Consider the following 23,484-nt stretch of genomic DNA (forward strand, 5'->3'; position numbering starts at 1 on the left):
CCAACCCGTTCCTGGGGGACTTGCTGGGCCATTTGGACGATGCCAGCCGTAAGCTGGTCTCGGCCAGTCATCCGCTGGACTTGACCAGCCTGCCCCTGCCCGAGCTTGTCCAGCGCATGCACGGCGATTTCGGGGTGTGACCCGGTCTTGGCGGGGTAGCGGTGCTGACAAGGAAGGCCGTGGCCCGGCACACCGCCGACTGGTTCGTGAACTATCTGCCGCCTGTTGCGGCCAAGGACAAGCCATGAACACGCCGTTGGGGCACGGTGGTTGCTTTCTCACCGGAGCAGGGCAATCACCTCATCGTCCTCGACCTGCTCAAAGTCCCGGTAGAACTGGCCCACGGCCCGAAAGTCGGCGGGCGCCTGCAGGCACAGCACTTCGTCGGCCAGAGGCCGCACCATGGTGAGCGCTTGCGGCGAGGACACGGGCACGGCGCAGATCAGCCTGGCGGGATGGCGCTGGCGCAGGCCGTGCAGCGCGGCCACCATGGTGGCCCCGGTGGCCAGGCCGTCGTCCACCACGATGACGGTGCGGCCTGCGGGGTCCAGGGGCTGGCGGATGGGCGTGTACTGCGCGCGCCGCTGGCGGATGAGTTCCAGCTGGCGGCTTTTTTCGGCGGCGATGTAGTCCGCGTCCGCGCCGGCTGCCGCGGCGTGCGGCGACAGGTAGGTCCAGCCGCTTTCATCGACTGAGCCGATGGCGAACTCGGGCTGGAAGGGCGCGCGCAGCTTGCGCACCAGAACCACGTCCAGGTCGCCCTGCAGTGCCGCCGCCAGTGCTTTGGCCATGGGCACCGCGCCGCGCGGGATGGCCAGCACCAGCGGCTGCCTGCCGCGATAGGCGATCAGTCCGTCCGCCAGTCGGCGGGCGGCGTCCAGGCGGTCGCGAAACACGATGGGCTGGCTGGCGGGCTTCATGATGCGTGCCCGGGTTGCACCAGATCGATCTGAAAGTCGGATTCGTACGGCGGCACATGGCAGTCGATGATGCTGCCAGGGGCCATTTGCAGCCGCGCGCCCACCACGTCGGCATGCACCGGCAGGCGGGCCACGCAGCGGTCCACCAGCACGGCCACCCGGATTTGCTCGGGCTGCTTGAGGGCCAGGTACTGCAGCACGCGCAGCAGCGAGTGACCGTGGTAGAGCACATCGTCCACCACTAGCAGCTGGTGGCCGCGCAGGTCCAGGTCGGCATGGCTGGCGGGTTCATCCAGCCGTGTCTCGGGGTGCAGCAGCGTCAGGTCGTCGGCGTAGCGTTTGACGGCCAGGTCCAGCCGCAGTGGCGGCGCGATGCCGTGGCGCTGTACCAGCAGATCGGTCAGGCGCTGGGCCAGCGGCGCGCCGCGCCGCAATATGCCGATGATGGCCAGGGGCTGCTGCGGTTGCAGCAGGGCGGCCGCTTGGCTGGCCATGGCCTGGAGTACCGCCTCCAGTTCGGCGCTGTCGTACAGACGGCTTCGCACTTGTGCGGGTGGATGCATGGCAACCTCCGGGTGGGTGGCCGTCGGGGCGCGGCCAGCGGGCCAGTGTCGGCAAGCGTGGGGCGCAAGTCAATGCACTGTTCTGGACCTTCTGCAGCATGCCACTGGGTTGTTTGGATATGGATAAATCTTTGTTCTGGTTATGAGGCAGCAGGCCTACCATCCGGCATGTTTATCCGTCTTTGAAAGAAAGGTTTTTTCATGATTTCTAAACGTGCCGTGCTGCGATTGCCCTTGGCCCTGTCACTGGCCGCCGGATTGCTGGGGAGCGCCCTGGCGCAAGACAAGCCGCTGAAGATCGGCGTGACGGCTGGCCCGCACGCGCAGATTTTTGAGCAGGTCAAGAAGCTGGCCGATCAGCAGGGCCTGAAGCTGCAGATCGTCGAGTTCAGCGACTATGTGCAGCCCAACGCCGCCTTGCATGCGGGTGACCTGGACGCCAACAGCTACCAGCACAAGCCTTACCTGGACGCGCAGATCAAAGACCGCGGCTACAAATTTGCGGTGGCGGCCAACACGGTCAACTTTCCTATCGGGCTGTATTCCAAGAAGGTCAAGAAGCTGGCCGACCTGAAGGAGGGCGCGCGCTTTGGCATTCCCAACGACCCCACCAATGGCGGGCGCGTGTTGCTCTTGCTGCAGGCCCAGGGCCTCGTCAAACTGAAAGACGGCGCGGGCCTGAAGGCCACGCCGCTTGACGTGGTGAGCAATCCCAAGAAGCTGCGGTTCGTGGAGCTGGACGCGGCGCAGCTGCCGCGCTCGCTCGATGACCTGGACGCGTCGGCCATCAACACCAACTTTGCCATTTCGGCGGGGCTCAACCCCAAGTCTGACGCCATCGTGCTGGAGGCGGCCGATAGCCCTTACGTGAATCTGCTGGTGGTGCGCGAGGCCGACAAGAACAAGCCCTGGGTGGCGCAGCTGGTCAAGGTGTATCAGAGCGAGGAAATCCGCCGATTTATCGACACGCAGTTCAAGGGGTCGGTGCTGGCGGGCTGGTGATGCCGGTTTGCCCCCGGTAGTGACGGCCGGGGGGGTTGCGAGCTGAAAAAAACCCGCTGCGGCAGGCACCGCAGCGGGTTTTGTTGTGACGCGCAGCGCCGGGGCTTATGCAGCCTGGCTGACGCTGGCCTGGTTGGCGGCGCCAGCGCGCACTTCGGCCTGGATGGCCTGGGCGGCGCTTGCCAGTGCCTGGGCCTTGGCGTCGCCGCCCATGGCCACGCCTTCAGCGCGCACGAAGCGCACATCGGTCACGCCGAAAAATCCCAGCACGGTCTGCAGGTAGCTTTCCTGGTGCTCCATGGCGCGGCCGCCCTCGCTGGTGGAGTACACACCGCCGCGGGTGGAGGCCACGATCACCGTCTTTCCCTTGGCCAGGCCTTCGGGGCCATTGGCGGTGTAGCGGAAGGTGCGGCCGGGCTGGGCGAGGCGATCGATCCAGGCCTTGAGCTGCGTGGGAATGGCGAAGTTGTAGAACGGCGCACCGATGACCACCACGTCAGCAGCCAGGAACTGGCTCACCAGACGCTCGGACACGGCGTTCTCGCGCTGCTGCGCTTCGCTCAGGCCGTCGGTCTGGCCGGTGCGCGGTGCCATGGCGTCCATGGTGAAGTGGGCTGGCGCGTCGGCCACCAGATCCAGGTAGCTCACCTGGGTGCCGGGGTGGCTGGCCTTCCAGGCCTCGACGATCTGGGCGGTAAGCTGGCGAGAAACGGACTGGTCGCCAGTGATGGCGGAATCGATGTGCAGCAGTTGCATGAAGAATCTCCTGTGTCAGTAAAAACCCTGAATGAGGGCGGCTTGAGTATTGTCGTTTTGTATTGAATCTTTGATAAGACCGCCTATTCGCGATAGATTGTCCTGAATTTGTGATGAAAGTTGCTGCCGCGCAGCGCCACTGCTCGCTACAGGCGCGCGGTGTGGTTGTGCGGCTGTATTGCAGGGCCTTGACGGTCGGCCAAGGCATTTGCCGCCACAATGCAACAGATTGAAACATTGCGGTGCAATGCGGGGTTGCACTTCTTGCGTTGGAGCCAGCCTTGACCACTCATCCCATCGACCAAGACATCCAGCAAGCCCGCGTGGCGCCGGCCGTGCGGGCCATCGTGATTCCGCCGTGCCCCGAGGCGCTGCAGCGCCTGCAGGCCATCATGGCTGCGCCTGAACTGGACACGGGCGCCATTGACCAGCTGGCCAGCTCTGATGTGGCCATGGCCGCGGCGCTGATACGCCAGGCCAACAGCCCCTTGCACGCCCTGGCCCAGCCGGTGCAGACGGTGGGCATGGCGCTGACGGTGCTGGGCCTGCGCCCGGCGGTGCAGCTGCTGTCGGCCTTCATCACGCGCCATGCGCTGCAGGTGCGATCGCCGCTGCTGGAGCATTTTTGGGAAAGCTCGCACAGACGCGCCATTGCCTGCGAGCACGTCGGGCGCCTGCTCTACAGCTTTGACCCCGGCCTGGGCTACAGCTTCGGCCTGTTTTTGCATGTGGGCATGCCGGTGCTGGTGAAGGCGGTGCGCGGCTATGCCGGCACCGTCACCGAGGCGTTGGCGCGTCAGGATCGCACCTTCACCCAGACCGAAAACGCCAGCCACCGCACTGACCACGCCGTGGTGGGCGCCATCGTGGCGCGCACCTGGCATCTGCCGGGCGATGTGGCGCAGGCCATCTGGCTGCACCACGACTTCAGCTGCCTGCAGGATGAAAAGTTCAGTCCCACGGTGCGCCAGCTGGTCGCGCTGGGCCTGCTGGCCGAGTACCTGGTGCACCATCACGAGGGCCTGGCGCCATCGCGCGAGTGGGGTCAGCACGGCGCGGCGTGCATGGAGTTTTTGCAGGTCTCGCATGACGAGCTCAACCACTGGGTGGACGAGCTGTACCCGGCATTAGAGGCGGCGGGCTTCTGAGTTTCAGGGCTGCTGGGCTGCTGGGCGTCAGCGGGGCCAGTGCGGCGTAGGCGCTTTGGCATATGGGCGCCGGATAGTCACGAAAACCGGCTGATCCAGCCGGTCAAGTCTTCTTTATAACGAAATCACGATATTTTTAAAAAAATATATTGGTTTGAGTTTTAAGTGACATTTCGCAGAATGCTGCTTCTTTTGATCAATCCGGCTACGACCATGACCTCGCTGACCCTCAAGACCCTTTTGGCCTCGCTGGCCCTGGCTGCCAGCGGTCTGGCCTCGGCCCAGGCCAATTCGCTGCTCAATGTTTCCTACGACGTGGCGCGCGAGTTCTACAAGGACTACAACCAGGCTTTCGTGGCCCACTACAAAAAGACCAAGGGCGTGGACGTCAAGGTGGATCAGTCCCACGGCGGCTCCAGCGCCCAGGCGCGCGCCGTGAACGACGGGCTGGCCGCGGACGTGGTGACCTTCAACACCACGACCGACGTGCAGTTTCTGGCCGACAACGGCGCCGTGGCCAAGGACTGGGCCAAAAAATTCCCGCACGACGCGTCGCCCACCACGTCCACCATGCTGTTTCTGGTGCGCAACGGCAACCCCAAGAACATCAAGGATTGGGATGACTTGATCAAGCCCGGTGTGCAGGTCATCGTGGTCAATCCCAAAACCGGCGGCAACGGCCGCTACGCCTATCTGGCGGCCTGGGGCAGCGTGCGCGAAAAAGGCGGCACCGATGCCCAGGCGGCTGAATTTGTGAAACAGCTGTACAAAAACGTGCCAGTGCTGGGCAAGGGCGGGCGCGATGCCACGGCCATCTTCTTGCAACGCAACATTGGCGACGTGCTGATCACTTTCGAATCTGAAGTGCTGTCGATCGACCGCGAGTTTGGCAAGGGCAAGGTCGATGCGGTGTACCCATCGTCCAGCGTCGTGGCCGAGAACCCTGTTGCCGTGGTCGAGCGCACCGTCGCCAAAAAGGGCACGGGCGAACTGGCCAAGGCCTACCTGGACTATCTGTACTCTGAAGAAGCGCAAGAGATTGCGGCCAAACACGCGCTGCGCCCGCGCTCGGAAACCGTGCTGAAAAGGCATGCCGCCACCTTCAAGCCGTTGCAGCAGTTCACCGTGGCCAAGTACTTCGGCTCGCTGGGTGAGGCGCAAAAAGTCCACTTCAACGACGGCGGTCAGTTCGACAAGCTCTACACCCCGGGCGCCAGGTAATTCATGAGCACTGCCATGTCTTCCGCGCCGCTGGCTGCGGTGGGCGCTACGGTGCCCCGGCGTGCGCCCGGCAAGGCCAAGCGGGTGCTGCCCGGCTTTGGCCTGACGCTGGGCTACACGCTGTTTTACGTGAGCATCATCGTGCTGATCCCGCTGCTGGCACTGCTGCTCAAGACGTTCACGATGACCTGGCCCCAGTTCTGGGACGCGGTGACTGCCCCGCGCGTGATGGCCTCGTACCGCCTCACATTTGGCGCATCCTTCATCGCAGCCTGCGTGAACGTGGTGTTTGGCCTGCTGATTGCCTGGGTGCTGGTGCGCTACCGGTTTCCTGGCAAGAAGATTGTCGATGCGCTGGTGGACTTGCCCTTTGCGCTGCCCACGGCCGTGGCGGGCATCTCGCTGACGGCGCTGCTGGCGGGTAACGGCTGGATCGGCCAGTATTTCGAGCCGCTGGGCATCCAGCTGGCCTTCAACCCCAACGGCATCGTGATCGCCCTGATTTTCATTGGCCTGCCTTTTGTGGTGCGCACGGTGCAGCCGGTGCTGGAAGACAGCGAGAAAGAACTGGAAGAAGCCGCCACCAGCCTGGGCGCCACGCGCTGGCAGATTTTTCGCCACGTCATCCTGCCCGCCATCACGCCCGCGCTGCTCACCGGCTTTGCCATGGCGTTTGCGCGTGCGGTGGGCGAGTATGGCTCGGTCATCTTCATCGCCGGCAACATGCCCATGATTTCCGAGATCACGCCGCTCATCATCATCGGCAAGCTGGAGCAGTACGACTACGCGGGCGCCACCGCCGTGGCCGTGGTGATGCTGGTGATCTCGTTCATCCTGCTGCTGGTCATCAACGCGCTGCAGGCCTGGCAGCGCCGCAGTGCAGGAGCACTTGCATGAGCGCCGCCGTGTCTCAACGCACCGCGCGACGCGCACAGGCGGGCACCACCGAGGCGCCCTGGGTCAAGTGGACGCTGATCGCCATTGCCATGGCGTTCATGGTGCTGTTTCTGGTGTTGCCGCTGGCTGCAGTGTTTGCCGAAGCGCTGCGCAAGGGCTTTGCTGCCTATCTGGAGGGCCTGCGCGAGCCCGATGCCTGGTCGGCCATCCGGCTCACGCTGATCACTGCGGCCATTGCCGTGCCCCTGAACCTGGTGTTTGGCGTGGCGGCGGCGTGGTGCATTGCCAAGTACGAATTCAAGGGCAAGGCGTTTTTGACCACGCTGATCGACCTGCCGTTTTCCATCTCGCCGGTGGTGGCGGGGCTGATGTACGTGCTGGTGTTTGGCGCCCAGGGCTGGCTGGGCCCGTGGCTGGCGGCGCACGACATCAAGATCATCTTTGCCGTGCCGGGCATCGTGCTGGCCACCATTTTTGTCACCTTCCCGTTCATTGCCCGCGAGCTGATTCCGCTGATGCAGGCCCAGGGCAACGACGAGGAGCAGGCGGCCATCGTGCTGGGCGCCAGCGGCTGGCAGACCTTCTGGCACGTGACGCTGCCCAACATCAAGTGGGGCCTGCTGTACGGCGTGATCTTGTGCAACGCCCGGGCGATGGGCGAATTTGGCGCGGTGTCGGTGGTGTCGGGCCACATCCGCGGGCAGACCAACACCATCCCGCTGCACGTCGAGATTTTGTACAACGAATACCAGTCGGTCGCCTCGTTTGCCGCGGCATCGCTGCTGGCCTTGCTGGCGCTGGTCACGCTGGTCATCAAGTCGGTCGCCGAATGGCAGAGCGACAAACAGGCCAAAGCCGCGGCTGCCATGCCTCCAGAACGGCCCCAGGGCACACCCAGCAAGCGCTGAAAGCTATAGATTTATGAGCATTGAAATTCGCAACGTCAGCAAGCAGTTCGGCAGCTTCCAGGCGCTGCGCGACGTGAGCCTGGACATCCAGTCCGGCGAGCTCATCGCGCTGCTGGGGCCATCGGGCTGCGGCAAGACCACGCTGCTGCGCATCATCGCCGGGCTGGAGACTCCCGACGTGGGCAGCATCCACTTCAGCGGCGAAGACACCACCGACGTGCACGTGCGCGAGCGCGGCGTGGGCTTTGTCTTCCAGCACTACGCGCTGTTCAGGCATATGACGGTCTTTGACAACGTGGCCTTTGGCCTGCGCATGAAGCCGCGCAAGGAGCGCCCGTCCGAGGCAGTGATCAAGGACAAGGTGATGCGCCTGCTGCAACTGGTGCAGCTGGACTGGATTGCCGACCGCTACCCCTCGCAACTGTCGGGCGGCCAGCGCCAGCGCATTGCCCTGGCGCGCGCGCTGGCCGTGGAGCCCAAGGTGCTGCTGCTCGACGAGCCCTTTGGCGCGCTGGACGCCAAGGTGCGCAAAGAGTTGCGCCGCTGGCTGCGCCGCCTGCACGACGAACTGCACGTGACCAGCATTTTCGTCACCCACGACCAGGAAGAAGCGCTGGAAGTGGCCGACCGCGTGGTCGTCATCAACCAGGGCAAGATCGAGCAGCAGGGCACGCCCCAGCAGGTGTGGGACAACCCGGCCAGCCCGTTTGTCTATGGCTTCCTGGGCGACGTGAACCTGTTTCACGGCCGCGCCAACGACGGGCGGGTGTATCTGGACGGCGGCACGCAGATCGACAGCCCCGACGCGCAGCATGCCGACGATGCGCGCGCGTTTGCCTACGTGCGCCCGCACGACCTGGACGTGGAGCGCTATTCACCCGGCCAGGCGCTGGACGCGCAGGGCCGCCCGCGCGGCATCGTGGTGCAGCTGGCGCGCTCCATCGTGGTGGGGCCGATCGCGCGGCTGGAACTAATCCCCGAAGGAGACACCCAATCGGCGGACAATGCGGCTTCGGACGCGTTGATCGAAGCGCAGATCCCGGCGCAGCAATTTCATGACATGGGGCTGCGTGACGGCGAGACGCTGGTGGTGACACCGCGGCGCGCCAAGGTGTTTCTGGACGAAGCCGCCGGCATCTGAGCGCCGCCCTTGCAGGGCACGCCGGGCGTCGGCCCTGCAAGGACGACAAAAGTGTTTTTACTGAACTGGATTGATACCGCCCCGCGCCGCATTTTGGCGCTCATCAGTGCCGCCTGTCTGGCCATGCTGGTGTTTGGCATTTTTCTGCAGCATATCGTGGGGCTGGAGCCATGCCCGATGTGCATCGTGCAGCGCTATGCACTCATAGGTGTAGCGGTCTTCACAGGACTGGCGGCGGTTCGCAGCCAAAAAGGCTGGTGGATGAGCTGGACCGCGCTGGCCCTTGTGACCGCGGGCTTTGGCGCCTTCACGGCTGCGCGCCAAAGCTGGCTGCAGTGGTACCCGCCCGAGGTGGCCACTTGCGGGCGCGACTTCTACGGAATGATCGAAAGCTACCCCATCAGCCGAGCCCTCCCCATGATCTTTCGCGGCTCGGGCGACTGCTCCGTCGTTGACTGGACCTTTCTGGGCGGCTCGATTGCCAACTGGTCCTTCCTGTGTTTCAGCGCCCTGGCCGTGCTGATGGTGCTGCTGCTGGTGCATACGCTGAGAGGCGGCCGGTAACGTTGGAGTTGCGGAATGGTTTGAAGATCCCAGGCTCGCCCCGGACTGTGCAAAAGGCGCTTTTTGAAGCGCCTTTTGTTTTTCAAGCGATGGATGACCGGCGGGTCTTCGCGCCAAACTGTTGGGATGACTGCTATTTGGTTGCTTTGGGCGGCAGGAACCGACCCAACGCGGAATTCCGGCAAGGTGCGTTTGAATCCTGAAAGCGGTCAATCATCGCATGCCCAACAGGAGGGTACGACGTAGAGACGGATTGCAGCGGGAGTCGGCCCTCAAGCTGTGGTGGCCGGGTTGTCGCTCTCTGCCCAGAGCCAACAGCGCCAACGCGCAAGCAACCACAATAGACTGAAGGCCCTACCCTGACGCAGGGCTCAACCGGGGAGACGCTGTGGTTGCCGTCCAAGCGACGGGGCTGGTGCTCTGTAAGAATGCGAAATAGCTTCTAGGAAGACACATGAAAGTTTTGAGCTTCTTCAACAACAAGGGCGGCGTAGGCAAGACAACTCTGACCTGTAACCTGGCTGCGCATCTGGCACGGCAGGGGCTTCGAATTATTGTGTTGGACGTCGATCCTCAGTGCAATGCAACTATCCTGACGTTAGGGGAAGACCGAGCTGCACCTCTCTACTGGGCAGAGGAGCCCAGCGAAGAGCGTGCTCAGACTACCAACCTCTGGTCTATTCTTGAACCCATTGAGCTTGGCGAAGCAACAGTGATGTCGAATGTGGCGCCAATCCCCGCTTCCACTAATCGCTTTAGCTATGACTTGGTACCAGGACACCCGCGCGTCTCGATCATCGAGGATCGCCTGAGCCAAGCTTGGCGTGATGCTATCGGCGGTGATGTTGGTGGATTGCGCCGTACCAATTGGGTTGTGATGCTGGCTGCTCAACTGGCTCCGCGCTACGACCTCATGATTCTCGATCTGGGTCCCAGTCTCGGCTCACTGAATCGAACTGCGCTCTTAGGGTCTGACTACTTCGTAACGCCCATGGGGGCCGATGTCTTCAGCATCTTGGGGCTACGTAACATTTCCAACTGGCTGCGCGAGTGGACCGACGCCTATTCGCGCGGCGTCGAAAATTGCGAGCGAACTAGTCCTGGAGCATCGGCGCGCTTCGGACTCGCGACGAACCTGCCAATCCTGCACGGCTTTGCGGGTTACACAGTTCAGGCGTATATCGCCAAGTTCAAGAAAGGTGAGAAGCGGCCAACTAAGGCGTTTGAGAGAGTGACGTCCAGTTTCGCGGGCGAGATTCAGGGCAACCTCGAAGGCTTCTTTGTGCCAGGGATGACCATGGAACAGTCCCTGTTGGGAGAGGTTCCCAACATGTACAGCCTGATTCCCTTGGCGCAAACAGCGAATGCTCCAATCATCGACTTGCGGTCGTCGGATGGCCTCGTGGGTTCCCATTACAACCAGGCCAAGCGGTACGTCGGGATTCTTAGTGAAGTCGCCGCCGCCCTTTCTCGTAACCTCGGCTTGGAGGTGCAGAGCTGATGGACTGGCCCGAATCACTAGTAGCGGAGATTGCTGAGCGCCGATGCATCATCTTTTTGGGGGCGGGCGCGTCTGCCGGGTGCGTCGACCCTGCAACAGGAAACCGCCCACCGGGTTGGGAGCAATTGTTGCGGGATGCTCTGGCGACAGTGCGAGATCCAGACATCAACCCGCTTGTGGAGGCCATGCTGACTAAGGAGCAGTACCTGGACGCAGCGGAGGTGGTTTTCTCTCGTATAGAGCCGGCAGACGCACGGAACTTTTTCCGCAGCCGTTTCTACACTCCTCACTATGAGAAGTCCGAGATTCATGAGCTGGTCTTGGAGCTGGACCCGAAAATCGTCATCACTACGAACTACGACGAGATTTATGACGACTACTGCGCTGGCGGCGCAGCTCGCGATGGCTACAGCGTGCGGCGGTACTACGAAGACAACGTGCTCGACGAAATCCGATCAACGGCACGCCTTGTTTTAAAGGCTCATGGGTGTATCACTGACACGAGCAGGATGGTGCTCACCCGGTCACAGTATTTCCACGCTAGAGCCAAGCACCAAGGCTTCTTCTCGATCCTTGAGAGCTTGTTCTTAGTCAACACGCTGCTCTTTGTCGGCTATGGCCTTGCTGATCCAGACATTTCACTGGTGTTGGAATCAGCGCAGCTTTCAATGCCGTCTAGACACCCGCATTACGCGCTCATGGCGTCGGGCCGCCACGAGGCTGTGACCAAGTCAATGCGAGACACCTACAACGTGCGCATCCTTGATTACGACGCACCGGGCGGTGATCACTCGCAGGCGCTAGTGGCTCTGCGAGAGCTTAGGGACTTGGTGAACTCGTATCGGGCGACGTACACGTAGAGTGCAATGTGCGCCGCTCCATAGCAGTCGCTTGCTAAGGACTGTTACTGGCCGAAAACGGAAGCCCTGCCGGTCACAGTGGGTTCCACGCGCTGCTGCCAGGCGCCCAAGTCTCTTCAGAGGGCGGAAATAACACCCCTTCGGTTCCCTCCACCCACGCCGGCAGCTTGTGCATCACGCTGTGCAGCAGGGGGCTGGCCTGCCACTGTGCCAGCCAGGCCTGCAGACGGGGCCAGTGCTGCCGACTCCACCAGTCGGCGTCAATGCCGGCGAACTGACGCACAAACGGGGCTATCGCCATGTCGGCCAGAGCCGCATGGGTGCCAAACAGGTGTGGGTGTTTGGCCAGGCGCGCCTCCAACCCCTGCAACCAGGCCGAGGCCTGGGCGCGCTCGGCCTCGGGGTTGGCTTGCGGGTAGCGGTTGGGGTATTTGCAGCGGTCCAGCGCGTGTTTGAAGGGGCCGTCGCACTGGGCAATCAGCACCCGCATGTCGGCCTGCGTGCCGTGGCTGGGGCGCAGCCAGCCGCCGGGGTCGTGCCGCGCCAAGGCCCACAGCATGATGTCCAGGCTGTGCTCCAGCACTTGCACAGGCGCGCCATCAGATGTGGGCGGCAGCACCAGCACGGGCACCGTGCCTTTGGGCGATGTCTGCAGCAGGCTGGGCGGCTTGCTTTTCAGCACCACCTCGCGCAGCTCGCACGCCTGGCCGCTGATGGCCAGCGCCAGCCGCGCCCGGATGGCATAGGGGCAGCGGCGAAACGAGTACAGAACGGGCAGGGCGCAGGTGCTCACGCGATGGGTCAGAGTTTTTTGACCAGTACCTGGCTCTTGCGATCCCAGTTGTACTTGCGCTTGCGCGCATCGGGCAGCCAGTCAGGGTCCACGGGCGAGAAGCCGCGCTTGATGAACCAGTGCATGGTGCGTGTGGTCAGCACGAAGATGCTGCTCAGCCCCAGCATGCGTGCGCGCTGCTCGATGCGTTTGAGCAGCTTCTCGCCGTCGCCCGTGCCCTGGCTTTTGGGCGACACCGTGACGGCGGCCATCTCGGCCGTGTTGGCCTCAGGGTAGGGGTAGAAGGCGGCGCAGCCAAAGATCACGCCGTCGTGCTCGATCACGGTGTAGGCGGCAATGTCGCGCTCGATCTCGGTGCGGTCGCGCTTGACCAGCGTGCCATCTTTCTCAAACGGTTCAATGAGCTGGATGATGCCGCCCACGTCGTCGATGGTGGCTTCGCGCAGCTCTTCCAGCTTTTCATCGACCAGCATGGTGCCGATGCCGTCGTGCACATAAATTTCCAGCAGCAGCGCGCCGTCCACCGCGAAGGGCAGGATGTGGCTGCGGTCCACGCCGTGCTCGCAGGCGTTGACGCAGTGCTGCAGGTAAAAGCCCACATCGGTGGGCTGCTGCGCGGGCGGCAGGCGGGCCAGCAGCTGGCGCGCTGCGGCCAGGGGCAGTTCGGTGTCGATGGGGTTGTCCTCGCCCTCGGGCTCCAGGGGCTTGATGCGGATGCCCGGCACTTCGGTGAGGAACAGCAGCTTGTCGGCACGCAGCTCGCAGGCCACGCGCGTGGCCACCTCTTCCATGGTCAGGTTGAAGGCCTCGCCCGTGGGCGAGAAGCCAAAGGGCGAGATCAGCACCATGGCTTCGGAATCCAGCGTGCGGCGAATGCCCTCGACGTCCACCTTGCGCACCAGGCCCGAGTGCTGGAAGTCCACCCCATCCACAATGCCCACCGGCCGCGCCGTGAGAAAGTTGCCCGAGATCACGCGCACGCGCGCACCTGCCATGGGCGTGTTGGGCAGGCCCTGGCTGAAGGCGGCCTCGATCTCGTAGCGCAGCTGGCCCGCGGCTTCCTGCGCGCAGTCCAGCGCGACCGAATCCGTCACGCGGATGCCGTGCGAGTAGCGCGGCTCATGGCCCTTGGCGCGCAGCTGTTCATTGACCTGTGGGCGAAAGCCGTGCACCAGCACGATCTTGACGCCCATGGCCTGGATCAGCGCCAGGTCTTGCACGATGCTTTGCAGTTTGCCGGCGGCAATGGCCTCGCCCGTCAGCGCCACCACGAAGGTCTGGTGCCTGAACTTGTGGATGTACGGCGCCACGGAGCGAAACCAGGGCACAAAGGTGAAGTTGAAAACCGTGGACATGGGCAGCGGCAGGCAGTGAGGCAGATGGAAAAAACGGGCCACAAGAACACGCGGGCCGCACCCGTTGCGTTGCCGGAGGACGCAAGGCGGCGCATGGGGCGGGCCAGCGCGGGTGCGCGCAGTGTAGCGGCAGTGCCTGCGGCCCGGGGCATGGCAGGGCAGGTTGATTGTTCACTCAAAAATGGCTTTCTTGCCATATCAGATGTGCGCTGATAGCTATGCTTTGAGGAGCATCTGATTGGAGGCCAGGTTGTGTTCGGGCCGCACCATAGGCTGTAGGCCGGGCTGCATGCCGGTTGTGCCAGCCGAGCTTGTTTTCACCTGGCGCGTCGCATGGGCGTCACATCGGCCACCCGGCTTGGGGGCGTTTGCGCCTGCGGTTTGGCGTAACCCAGGTTTTTCGTGTCAATATGCAACGCGTTGCCTATATTGAAAATCGATGTCCATCCACCACGCCATGCCCGCCGCGTCGGCCCCCGGGACTGCGCCCGGGCCCGGCTCTGCGCCCTCGCTGCCCAGGCGCACGCTAGCCGGGCGGTGGCTGGCATGGCTGATCGTGCTGGTGTGTGCCGTGGCCATTGCAGGTTTGTGGCTTACCACTTTGCAGCGCATCCGCTTTGAGCGCGAGCAGGCGGTCACTGCGGCGCAGCAGGCCAATTCCAACCTGGCGATCGCCTTTGAGCAGCAGGTGTTTCGCACACTGAAGGCGGCCGAGCAGGTGGCGGCCTTCGTGCGCCAGCAGTATCTGCACCATGGGGCCGCGCTGGACTTGCGCCAGTGGACCCGGCATGACGTGCTGCGCGAGTCGATGTTCAACATCATCAGCGTGGTGGATGCCGGCGGCGCCATCGTCGCCAGCAGCTTGCCGTTTGGGGCGGTGAACTATGCCGACCGGGCCTTTTTTCAGGCGCAGCAAGGCGCTACCGTTGACACGCTGTTCGTCAGTCCGCCCGTGCTGGGCCGCGTGACGGGGCGCTGGCAGATGCCGATGTCCATGCGCATCACCCTGCCAGGTGGTGGCTTTGGTGGCGTGGTGGTGCTGTCGGTCGATCCGGTGAGCTTCACCGACTTCTATCGCCATGCCGACATCGGCACACTGGGCCTGCTGGAGCTGACGGGCGCCGACGGCATCGTGCGTGGCCGCAAGTCCGGCAGTCAGACTCAATTTGGTCTGGACGCCCAGCCTTTGCCCTGGTTTCAGCGCTGGGCCGACGCGCCGGAGGGCGCATTGGTGGACGCAGGTCAGGCATTGGATGGCGTGGCGCGCATCGTCAGCTACCGCGCGGTGGAGGGCTATCCGCTGCTGGTGACTGTGGGCACTGCCTACGACGATGCCCTTGCACCGGTGCTGCAGCGGCGCAGTATTTATCTGGTGACTTCTGCCGGCGCCAGCCTGGCGCTGCTGGGCTTGGCATGGGGGCTGATCGCCGTGCTGGCGCGTCAGCGTGCCGTGGCCGATGCGCTGCGTGCCAGCGAGGCGCTGTACAGCGCCACCTTTCACCAGGCGGCCATGGGTATTGCTCACGTTGCGCCGGACGGGCGCATCCTGCGCGCCAATGACAAGTTCTGCCACATGCTGGGCTATGACGCCGATGCGCTGCGCCAGCGCACCATGCATGAGCTGGCGCCGGCAGAGCGGTGCGACGTCGTGCGCCAGTTTTTGGCGCAGCAATGGTCATCGCAAGACGTGCACCATGCGCCCGAGGTCGAAACAAGCTATCGCTGCAAGGACGGGTCTGAGCTATGGGTGAGCGAGGCGCTCAGCGTGGTGCGCGATGCGCAGGGGCAGCCGGCATTCCTGCTGGTCGTGGTGCAGGACATCACCAGCCGCAAGGAACTGCAGGCGCGGCTGTCGCATGACGCGTTGCACGATGCCCTGACGGGCCTGCCCAATCGGGTGATGTTTCATGACCGGCTGTCGCAGGTGCTGGACTCTTCGCGCCGCCACGGCCGGGGCGCGGCCGTGCTGTTTCTGGATCTGGATGGCTTCAAGGAAGTCAACGACAGCCTGGGTCATGCGGCAGGCGACGCCTTGCTCGGACAGGTGGCCTCGCGCCTTCAGGGCTGCGTGCGGGCCGAGGACACCGTGGCGCGTTTTGGCGGCGATGAGTTCGGCATTGTGCTGGCCGCGGCAGCCCAGGCAAGCGATTGCGAGACCGTGGCCCACAAGATTGTGAAGTCGCTGGCCACGCCTTTTGATTTGCAGGGCGCCCGGGTGGGCTTATCGGCCAGCGTGGGCGCCGCGCTGTATCCGCAGCATGGCGACGATGCCGACACCTTGCTGACCCGCGCCGACCAGGCCATGTACGTTGCCAAAGGCCACGGCAAGAACTGCTTCAGCTGGTGGAGGCCCCTGCCGTGAACCGCCCGGCGCGTGCGCGCCATCAGAGTGCGGCCAGTTCGCGTGCCGAGGTCTGCAGCAGGGCTTTGCCCAGCTTTTCGGCGGGCAGGGCGATCAGCAATTCCAGGCGGCGGTGCAGCAGGTGCATCGTCTGGCGGAAGGCCTCCAGGCGGTGGGCATCGTCGATCCTGCTGCCAACCGGGTCTGCATAGCCCCAGTGCGCCGTTGCGGGATGCCCTGGCCAGACCGGACAGGCCTCGCCGGCGGTGTCGTCGCACAAGGTGATGACCAGATCCATGTGAGGCGCGTCCGGCGCGGAAAACTCCTGCCAGCCTTTGCTGCGCAGTCCCTCGGTGGAAATGCCCGCATGCTGCAGCACTTGCAGGGCCATCGGGTGGATTTCTGCGCGCGGGCTGCTGCCGGCGGAATAGGCTTTGAAGCGACCCGCTCCCATGTCGTTGAGCAAGGCTTCTGCGAGGATGCTGCGCGCCGAGTTGTAGTTGCACAAAAACAGTACGTTCAGGGGAGCGTGTGGCGCGGTCATGGCTTTGCAGTGGAGTGGAAAAGGTGGGCGAAAGAGCCGTGAATGTATGCGCATAAACCGCATGCGCGTCGGAATCGTCGCGAGAATCGTCGTGAAAGCCAGGCGGGCTGGCGCCCTGTGAGCGGGCATGCCCCTGGGGCGTAGGACTCCAGGTGATTGACCTCATGGACATATTGTTAAATTCAGGTCTTTCGTAATCGCGAAGTCCCGTACGGGGGCTTTTAACGGCCCGCGAGGGCATTCATCCAAGGAGAGTTCATGTTCCGCAGATCTATTTTGGCCACTGGCGCTGTGCTGGCCCTGGCAGCAACTGCACCCGCGCTGGCCCTGGCCAAGGATGCCTGGCCCGTCAAGACCATTACCCTGGTGCAACCGTACTCGCCCGGCGGCACCAGCGACCTGCTGGCGCGCATCATCGCCAACGAGCTGGAAAAGCGCATCGAAGCCAACGTGATCGTCGAGAGCAAGGCCGGCGCCAACGGCAACATTGCCACCGCCTACGTCAGCCGCGCCAAGCCCGACGGCGGCACCTTTCTGGTGGGCTCCAGCAGCCCGGTGGTGATCTCGCCGACGCTGTACAAAAACGTGCCTTACGACCCGGTCAAAGACCTCACCCCCATCACCCCCATCGCCAAGGCGCCGTTCCTGCTGGTGACCGGCGCCAATTCGGGCATCAACTCGATGGATGAGCTGCTCAAGCTCATCAAGGCCGACAAGGTCAATTTCGGTTCGGCCGGTGCGGGCTCGCCCCAGCACATCATGGTGGAAATGCTGCACCTGCAGGCCAAGGCCAAGACCATGCATGTGCCCTACAAGGGGTCGGCCCCGCTGATCCTGGCGGTGATGTCCAACGAGGTGCAGTACGCCATCGACAACCCCGTGCCGCTCAAGCCGCAGATCGACGGCGGCAAGATCAAGGCGCTGGCCATTACCAGCAAGACGGCATCGCCCAAGTTCCCGGGCGTCAAGCCGCTGGCCGAGCAGGGCTTTCCGGGCTTTGACGTGGAGCCCTGGTACGGCATGATCGGCTCGAAGGGCCTGCCCAAGAACCTGGCCGAGCGCATGAACAAATATGTGCAGGACATCCTGGCGCAGGACAACGTCAAGCAGAAAATCTCCGAGCTGGGCGCCGAGGCCTACGGCCTGAGCACGGCCGACTTTTCCAAGCTGATCGCTGCCGACATCCAGAAGTGGGGCGCAGCCGTCAAGGCGTCGGGCGCCACGGCAGACTGACGCGCTGCTGCCTGACCGCAAAAGGCCGTGAATATCATTCACGGCCTTTTTTGCCTCCAGCCCTTGTATATCAAGCGCTAGAAGCTATCAATAAATGAGTGACTGCAGCGGGCTACCAGCCAGGTGCCTCCAGCGCAAACAGCGGCACCTGCGCCTGGCGGCTGAGCCAGAGCCCGCCGCCCATGTCGATGAAGTGCCGCTCCAGCCCCTGCCGGTACGTCTGGGCGCGGTGCCGGTGCTGGCGCGGGTCGGTCAGGCCCTCGTCGATGGTGCCGCGCTCGTAATCCTCGTGCGTGACGGCCTCCAGGTACAGGGCGCCACGGCACAGGCGCCCCAGGTTGTCCAGCGCGCGGCGCAGGTCCTGCGCGCTCAGGTAGGGCAGCACGCCCTGGCAGATCACAAAGTCAAAGGGCTCGGGCGCTGCGTAATCCACCACCGAGCCGCGCTGCCAGCCATAGCGCTGGCACAGATAGGCGCTGTACTCCACGCCCTGGTAGCACGCGCCGGGCAGGTGGCGCGCCACCATGCCTTGCCACAGGCCAATGCCGCAGCCCATGTCCAGCACCCGCTGCACTGGCACGCGCAGGTACTGCAGGTAGCTGCAGACAAACGCGCCCAGCCGATCGGCATGGGCGGGGTCGACCACCCGGGTTTTCTTGTCGAAGTAATAGCGCTGGTAATACGCCTCGTCAAACCACTGCTCGCTGGCTGATTGCACGCATGCTCCTGAAACGGCCGGCGCCAGAACGGGCGCCGCAACCGCAAGAGTATGGCCCACGCCCCAGGCGCTGGCAGCTGTCAGATCAGACGTGGCTGGACTGCCGGCGCTGGCGCAGGCTCTGCCAGCCCAGCAGCGCCAGCACCATGCCCACCATGGGCAGCATGCCGGCGTTGATGCCGCCCCAGCCCACGCTGTGCAGCAGCTGGCCCGATCCGAATGACGCCACCGCCACGGTGCCGAACACCAGAAAGTCGTTCAGCGCCTGCACCTTGGCGCGTTCGGCCGGGCGGTAGCAGTCGGTCAGCAGCGCCGTGGCGCCGATGAAGCCGAAGTTCCAGCCCACGCCCAGCAGCACCAGCGCGCCCCAGAAATGCGTAAGCGCCAGCCCCGTCAGCGCCAGCAGGCCCGATGCGGCAATCAGCACCAGCCCCAGCGCCGTGACGGTGCGCTTGCCCCAGCGCGCGATCAGCCGGCCGGTGAAAAAGCTGGGCGCGAACATGGCCAGCACGTGCCACTGGATGCCCAGCGCCGCCTCGCCTACGCTGTGCCCGCAGCCCACCATGGCCATGGGCGCGGCGGTCATCAGAAAGGCCATCAGCCCGTAGCTCACCACGCCTGCAGTGGCAGCCACGATGAACTGCGGCGTGCGCGCGATCTGGGGCAGTGGCCGCGCGCCTTGCGCTTGGGTGCGCGGCGGCGCCGGCGGCAGGCGCAGGGCCAGCAGCAGCGGCAGCGCTAGCAAAGCAAGGGCTGCCTGGCTGTAAAAACTGCCCGCAAACGGCGTGGCGGGCAGGCTGTCACGCGTCCAGATCACCACCTGCGGGCCGATGATGGCGGCGATCAGCCCGCCCACCATCACCCGCGAAATGGCGCTTGCATGGCGCGATGGCTCGGCCACCGCGTCGAGGGCGGCGAAGCGGTAGCTTTGCACGCAGGCGCCATAAAAGCCCGCCAGCGTGGTGCCCAGGCAAAACAGCATGAAGTCCGATCGGCTGATGCCCCAGGCGGCCACCAGGCCCGACAGCACCCCCAGCACCGCCCCCAGCAGATACGCCGCACGCCGCCCGGCGCGGTGCATCAGCCATGCGGCAGGCAGGGTGGACAGGGCCAGGCCCAGCTGGTACAGACTGACGGGCAGCGTGCTGGCGGCGGGCGTGCTGGCCAGCATCTGCCCGACCAGGCCACCCAGCGAAATGATGATGGGCGGCGAGGCACCGCCCAGTGATTGCGCGGCCACCAACAGGCCGAGGTTGCGGCGCTCCAGTGCGCAGGGGGATGGGCTCATGAGAAAAACGGGCGGATGTATTGCCGATATCAAGCAGAGGGCGCCTATTGTGATGTCGGAGCCCAGCCCTCGGTTGGCGGACGGTGCCTGAAGCCGGCTTGGCGCCCAGCGCCTGGCACGGCGGCTTGGATTGGCTTGCAAAAATGCCGCTTTAAGTCGAAAGAAGCGTGCATGAACACTGCATCAAGAGGGGCGTTGCTGCTTCTGGCGTTAGTTGATGGTATCGGCCTTCATTACGCATCATTTTTGCTGTCAATTGGGTGCGTTTGCGGCAAATTTTTATGCGCAAGATAAAAGAAGTTGCCAGAAAAAGAAGGCATTTGAATGCGTTAATCGTGACTTTTGGCTGGTTAGAATCTGCCGCTGCTCTGCCTGCCATGCCGCATGCCTTCCATCGCCCCCCACCCAGCCGCCGACCTGCCAGACCCCGCCGCCCCGTTGCTCGAATTGCGGCAGGTGCGCCTGCGCCGGGGCGCGACGCAGGTGTTTGACGGCCTCAGCCTGGCGCTGGCCGAGCCCCGCATCGGCTTGATTGGCCACAACGGCGCGGGCAAGACCAGTCTGCTGCGCCTGCTGTGTGCGCTGGATGTGCCGGCCAGCGGACAGGTTTTGTCGCAAGGGCACAACCTGCACGCGCTGCCGCAGGGCCAGCTGCGCGCCCTGCGCGTGGGCATGATGTTCCAGAACCCTGACGACCAGATCATCTTCCCCACGGTGCAGGAGGAGCTTGCCCTGGGGCTGCAGCCGCAGGGCCTGCCCCGGCGCGACGCGCAGGCGCGGGCCCGCGACTTTCTGGCCGGGCGCGGCCTGGCTGGCTGGGCAGAGCGTGCCGTGGCCACCCTGAGCCAGGGCCAGCGCCAGCAGGTGTGCTGGCTGGCGCTGCTGCTGGCCGGGCCGCGCACCCTTCTGCTGGACGAGCCCTATGCCAGTCTGGACCTGCCTGGCCAGGCCCGGCTGGCCGACGACATTGCCGCCTGCGACCGGCAGGTGCTGGTGTCCACCCATGTGCTGGACCATGTGCGCGACTATCCGCGCGTGATCTGGCTGCACGAAGGCCGCGTGCAGGCCGACGGGCCGGGGCGCGAGGTGTGCGCCGCCTACGAAGCCGCCGTGGCGCGGCAGGTGGCGCAGGCCCGCGCCGGTGCCGCCGAACGCAATGGCGGCGTGGGGTGTGATGGCTGCGGTCAAGCCGATCCGGGCCAGGCGGCGTAAAGGCGGGCAGGGCGCATGGGCAGCCTCTACAGCGACCATCTCACCTGGCTGCACCGCTGGCCCGCGGGTGCCAAACTGGGCTGCATGGCCGTGCTGGGCACGCTGCTGTTCGTGCTGTCGGCGCCCTGGGCGCTGGCGGCGGCGGGCCTGGGCTGCGCGCTGTTGTGGTGGAGCCTGGGGCCGGCCACGCGCGTGGCGCGGCGGCTCATCGTGGCGGCGCTGGTGGCAGCGGTGCTGGTGGCGGGTTTCCATTGGTGGATGGGCCGGCCCGATGTGGCGGCCGTGAGCGCGCTGCGCCTGGCCTGCGCCTCCACCCTGGGCGTGGCGCTGACCGTCAGCACGCGCCCCACCGACATGCTGCAAGTGCTGGACGCGCTGCTGCGCCCCTTGGCGCGCCTGGGGCTGCGGCCCGAGCGCGTGTCGCTCCAGCTGGCCCTGATGCTGCGCTTCACCGAACACTTCTTCGTGCAGTGGACCAAACTGGACGAAGCCCACCGCCTGCGCACCGGGCGCCCGGGCGGTCTGCGGCTGATTGCCCCGCTGGCGGTGCAGATGCTGCAGACTGCCCAGCGCGTGGCCGATGCCATCTACGCCCGCTTGGGCGGATGAGCGGTTTTTTCTCTTGTGGATTCTTTGAACTCAGGACGTTGCATGACCACCGCTGTTTCCCGCAGGGCCTCTCACTCCATGGCGCTGGTGGCGCTGTTTGCCGCCCTCATGGCGGTGATGGGGCTGATCCCCAAGATTGACCTGCCCATGGGCGTGCCCATCACGCTGCAGTCGCTGGGGGTGATGCTGGCGGGCTGCCTGCTGGGCGCGCGCCGGGGTCTGCAGGCCATGCTGCTGTTTCTGGCAGCGGTGGCGGCGGGGCTGCCGCTGCTGGCGGGCGGGCGCGGCGGGCTGGGCGTGTTCATGGTGCCGTCGGCGGGCTATCTGGTGGGCTACGCGCTGGCTGCGGGCGTGACCGGCGCGCTGATGCGCGTGCTGCCCCACGGCACGCCGCGGCGCACGGCGCTCAGTGCCTTCATCGCATCGCTGCTGGGTGGCCTGGTGTTTTTGCATGCCATGGGCATCGCGGGGCTGATGCTGCTGGCGCAGATGCCGCTGGACAAGGCCATCATGATCGACCTGGCCTTCGTGCCGGGCGATCTGGCCAAGTGCGTGCTGTGCGCCCTGGTGGTGCACACGGTGGCCAGGGCGCTGCCGGACTGGCCGTTTGGCGGGCGTGAGCGTTGAGTGAAGGTTTGAGTTTTTTGTCCGCCAGCGCAGCAAAGACGCTTCACGCCGGCTGATCTCAGTCACGCTTGCAGGCGTGAATTACGGCGCAGCCCCTCGGCGCAGCACCAACAGGTCAATGCTGGGCTGCACGCCCAGGCGCACCGCAAAGCCGGCCCACAGGCCCGCGCCAGCGCTGACAAACAGGCGCATGTCGTCCACTTCGTACAGACCGCGCACAAAGCCGTTGTTGGCGGGGGCGACCAGCCAGCGATCGATGCCGCGGATCAGCCCGCCGTGCGTGTGGCCGGAGATTTGCAAGTCCACGCCCTGCGCGGCGTTGTCGCGCGCCAGCCTGGGCTGGTGTGCCAGCAGCAGGTGAAAGTCGGCCTGCGCCGCGCGGGCCTGCCGCGCCACCGCGGGCACGTCGGGCGGCACGCCCTCGGGCACGCGCGGGTCGGTGTTGTTGTGCGAGGTGCGGCCATACACCGGATCGCCCACGCCGGACAGGGCCAGTCGCGCGCCGTTGATGTCGAGCACCTGCGTCTGGTTGGCCAGCAGGCCCAGGCCCAGGCGCCGGAACTCGGCCATCCATGCGTCGTAGCCACTGTAGTACTCGTGGTTGCCGGGGGCGGCCCATACGCCGTGCGGCGCCTGCAGTTGCGCCAGCGGCGCCGCAAAGGCCGCGCTGGTGCCCACGTTGCCGTCGATCAGGTCGCCGGGCAGCACGATCAGGTCGGGTCGGGCCGCGTGGGTGCGCTCCACCACGCTTTGAATGTAGGCCGTGTGGTTGATGGGGCTGGCATGCAGGTCTGCCAGCACGGCCACGCGCAAACCGTCAAGCGCCGCGGGCAGCTGCGGCAGGTGGATGACCTGCTCGCGCACGGCGGGCGGTGCCAGTCCCTGCGCCGTGCCGAAGCCCGCGGTGCACAGCGCCAGCGCCACGGCGGTGCTGGTCAGCTGGTGGCCGTGCAGCAGCCGCGCGCCAGACCGGCCCCCCAGCCGCTGCACCAGCCAGGCCAACAGCCTTGCCGTGTCGCGCACCAGGATGAAGCCCACGATCAGCACCAGCGCGCCCAGCAGCCAGCCGCCGGGCACCTGCAGATAGGCCAGCGTGGTGTAGTCCAGCGCGCCCGCCTGCAGCAGCTTGAGCAGCAGCGCCGGCGTGCAGCCCAGCACGGCGGTCAGGACGATGGCCAGCACGCGCGAGCGGCGCGACAGGCCGCGCACAGGCCACCAGAGCCAGACGGCCAGCAGCGGAATCACCAATGCAGCAAGAGACACCATGGAATGACGGGAAAGAG

Annotated in this window: 23 protein-coding genes; 14 read left to right on the top strand and 9 right to left on the bottom strand. The window is 65.0% G+C overall.

Annotated features, from left to right (window positions below):
• Nucleotides 1-278 precede the first annotated feature (278 nt).
• Both AB7E35_RS03510 and AB7E35_RS03515 read right to left on the bottom strand, forming a co-directional pair.
• Nucleotides 279-920, bottom strand: coding sequence for a phosphoribosyltransferase (locus AB7E35_RS03510; RefSeq protein ID WP_428167086.1), 642 nt, complete (start codon nt 918-920; stop codon nt 279-281).
• Entirely contained in the window at nt 917-1,483 is a 567-nt protein-coding gene (locus tag AB7E35_RS03515; protein WP_428167087.1) for a bifunctional pyr operon transcriptional regulator/uracil phosphoribosyltransferase PyrR, read from the bottom strand. Before AB7E35_RS03515 ends, AB7E35_RS03510 begins: the two co-directional genes overlap by 4 nt.
• A gap of 201 nt (nt 1,484-1,684) precedes the next feature.
• On the opposite strand from AB7E35_RS03515, the gene AB7E35_RS03520 reads away from it, so the two are divergent.
• Nucleotides 1,685-2,485 carry a MetQ/NlpA family ABC transporter substrate-binding protein gene (locus AB7E35_RS03520; protein ID WP_428167088.1) on the top strand — a complete coding sequence of 267 codons (801 nt, stop codon included), beginning with the start codon at nt 1,685-1,687 and terminating at the stop codon, nt 2,483-2,485.
• 105 nt (nt 2,486-2,590) lie between these two features.
• Here the strand turns inward: AB7E35_RS03520 and AB7E35_RS03525 are convergent, their stop codons facing one another.
• Nucleotides 2,591-3,241: an FMN-dependent NADH-azoreductase gene (locus AB7E35_RS03525; RefSeq protein WP_428162938.1), complete on the bottom strand. Its 651-nt coding sequence runs from the start codon at nt 3,239-3,241 to the stop codon at nt 2,591-2,593.
• 281 nt (nt 3,242-3,522) lie between these two features.
• On the opposite strand from AB7E35_RS03525, the gene AB7E35_RS03530 reads away from it, so the two are divergent.
• From AB7E35_RS03530 to AB7E35_RS03565, 8 genes are all read left to right on the top strand, one after another.
• The gene (locus AB7E35_RS03530) at nt 3,523-4,389 is read left to right on the top strand and encodes an HDOD domain-containing protein (protein ID WP_428167089.1); all 867 of its coding nucleotides are present in this window, start codon (nt 3,523-3,525) and stop codon (nt 4,387-4,389) included.
• 213 nt (nt 4,390-4,602) lie between these two features.
• On the top strand, nt 4,603-5,610 hold the full coding sequence (locus AB7E35_RS03535; protein ID WP_428162940.1) for a sulfate ABC transporter substrate-binding protein: 1,008 nt from the start codon (nt 4,603-4,605) through the stop codon (nt 5,608-5,610).
• 15 nt (nt 5,611-5,625) lie between these two features.
• Nucleotides 5,626-6,507: a sulfate ABC transporter permease subunit CysT gene (gene cysT, locus AB7E35_RS03540; protein WP_428162941.1), complete on the top strand. Its 882-nt coding sequence runs from the start codon at nt 5,626-5,628 to the stop codon at nt 6,505-6,507.
• Nucleotides 6,504-7,415: a sulfate ABC transporter permease subunit CysW gene (gene cysW / locus AB7E35_RS03545; protein WP_428162942.1), complete on the top strand. Its 912-nt coding sequence runs from the start codon at nt 6,504-6,506 to the stop codon at nt 7,413-7,415. Before cysT ends, cysW begins: the two co-directional genes overlap by 4 nt.
• A gap of 13 nt (nt 7,416-7,428) precedes the next feature.
• Nucleotides 7,429-8,556 (top strand): sulfate/molybdate ABC transporter ATP-binding protein, encoded by a 1,128-nt coding sequence (locus tag AB7E35_RS03550; protein ID WP_428162943.1) that lies wholly within the window; start codon nt 7,429-7,431, stop codon nt 8,554-8,556.
• Between the two features lie 51 nt (nt 8,557-8,607).
• On the top strand, nt 8,608-9,120 hold the full coding sequence (locus AB7E35_RS03555) for a disulfide bond formation protein B (RefSeq protein ID WP_428167090.1): 513 nt from the start codon (nt 8,608-8,610) through the stop codon (nt 9,118-9,120).
• A gap of 454 nt (nt 9,121-9,574) precedes the next feature.
• Nucleotides 9,575-10,621, top strand: a complete 1,047-nt coding sequence (locus AB7E35_RS03560) for a ParA family protein (RefSeq protein WP_428162945.1) — start codon at nt 9,575-9,577, stop codon at nt 10,619-10,621.
• Complete coding sequence (locus tag AB7E35_RS03565) at nt 10,621-11,481, top strand: SIR2 family protein (RefSeq protein WP_428162946.1); 861 nt, start codon at nt 10,621-10,623, stop codon at nt 11,479-11,481. The genes AB7E35_RS03560 and AB7E35_RS03565 overlap by 1 nt, the downstream gene beginning before the upstream one ends.
• A 73-nt stretch (nt 11,482-11,554) precedes the next feature.
• Here the strand turns inward: AB7E35_RS03565 and AB7E35_RS03570 are convergent, their stop codons facing one another.
• Both AB7E35_RS03570 and argA read right to left on the bottom strand, forming a co-directional pair.
• Complete coding sequence (locus AB7E35_RS03570) at nt 11,555-12,274, bottom strand: glutathione S-transferase (protein WP_428162947.1); 720 nt, start codon at nt 12,272-12,274, stop codon at nt 11,555-11,557.
• Between the two features lie 8 nt (nt 12,275-12,282).
• Nucleotides 12,283-13,629: an amino-acid N-acetyltransferase gene (argA, locus tag AB7E35_RS03575; protein ID WP_428162948.1), complete on the bottom strand. Its 1,347-nt coding sequence runs from the start codon at nt 13,627-13,629 to the stop codon at nt 12,283-12,285.
• Nucleotides 13,630-14,068: 439 nt separating this feature from the next.
• Between argA and AB7E35_RS03580 the strand changes: the two genes are divergently transcribed.
• Complete coding sequence (locus tag AB7E35_RS03580) at nt 14,069-15,991, top strand: diguanylate cyclase domain-containing protein (RefSeq protein WP_428162949.1); 1,923 nt, start codon at nt 14,069-14,071, stop codon at nt 15,989-15,991.
• 22 nt (nt 15,992-16,013) lie between these two features.
• On the opposite strand, the gene AB7E35_RS03585 is transcribed toward AB7E35_RS03580, so the two are convergent.
• The gene (locus tag AB7E35_RS03585) at nt 16,014-16,514 is read right to left on the bottom strand and encodes an arsenate reductase ArsC (protein ID WP_428162950.1); all 501 of its coding nucleotides are present in this window, start codon (nt 16,512-16,514) and stop codon (nt 16,014-16,016) included.
• A 258-nt stretch (nt 16,515-16,772) separates the two neighbouring features.
• Between AB7E35_RS03585 and AB7E35_RS03590 the strand changes: the two genes are divergently transcribed.
• Complete coding sequence (locus AB7E35_RS03590) at nt 16,773-17,747, top strand: Bug family tripartite tricarboxylate transporter substrate binding protein (RefSeq protein ID WP_428167091.1); 975 nt, start codon at nt 16,773-16,775, stop codon at nt 17,745-17,747.
• 112 nt (nt 17,748-17,859) lie between these two features.
• Here the strand turns inward: AB7E35_RS03590 and AB7E35_RS03595 are convergent, their stop codons facing one another.
• The gene (locus AB7E35_RS03595) at nt 17,860-18,465 is read right to left on the bottom strand and encodes a class I SAM-dependent methyltransferase (protein ID WP_428167092.1); all 606 of its coding nucleotides are present in this window, start codon (nt 18,463-18,465) and stop codon (nt 17,860-17,862) included.
• An 85-nt stretch (nt 18,466-18,550) separates the two neighbouring features.
• Nucleotides 18,551-19,753, bottom strand: a complete 1,203-nt coding sequence (locus tag AB7E35_RS03600; RefSeq protein ID WP_428167093.1) for an MFS transporter — start codon at nt 19,751-19,753, stop codon at nt 18,551-18,553.
• Nucleotides 19,754-20,137: 384 nt separating this feature from the next.
• Between AB7E35_RS03600 and AB7E35_RS03605 the strand changes: the two genes are divergently transcribed.
• From AB7E35_RS03605 to AB7E35_RS03615, 3 genes are read left to right on the top strand one after another with little or no spacing between them, the layout of a single operon-like run.
• A complete protein-coding gene (locus AB7E35_RS03605; protein WP_428167094.1) occupies nt 20,138-20,965 on the top strand; it encodes an energy-coupling factor ABC transporter ATP-binding protein in 828 nt (275 codons plus the stop codon).
• Between the two features lie 15 nt (nt 20,966-20,980).
• Nucleotides 20,981-21,574: a CbiQ family ECF transporter T component gene (locus AB7E35_RS03610; RefSeq protein ID WP_428167095.1), complete on the top strand. Its 594-nt coding sequence runs from the start codon at nt 20,981-20,983 to the stop codon at nt 21,572-21,574.
• Between the two features lie 42 nt (nt 21,575-21,616).
• A complete protein-coding gene (locus tag AB7E35_RS03615) occupies nt 21,617-22,201 on the top strand; it encodes a biotin transporter BioY (protein WP_428167096.1) in 585 nt (194 codons plus the stop codon).
• Between the two features lie 81 nt (nt 22,202-22,282).
• On the opposite strand, the gene AB7E35_RS03620 is transcribed toward AB7E35_RS03615, so the two are convergent.
• Nucleotides 22,283-23,467, bottom strand: a complete 1,185-nt coding sequence (locus tag AB7E35_RS03620; RefSeq protein ID WP_428162957.1) for a metallophosphoesterase — start codon at nt 23,465-23,467, stop codon at nt 22,283-22,285.
• Nucleotides 23,468-23,484: the final 17 nt, after the last annotated feature.

This window comes from Diaphorobacter sp. (assembly GCF_050251835.1).
Taxonomy (GTDB): domain Bacteria; phylum Pseudomonadota; class Gammaproteobacteria; order Burkholderiales; family Burkholderiaceae_C; genus JBFXIE01.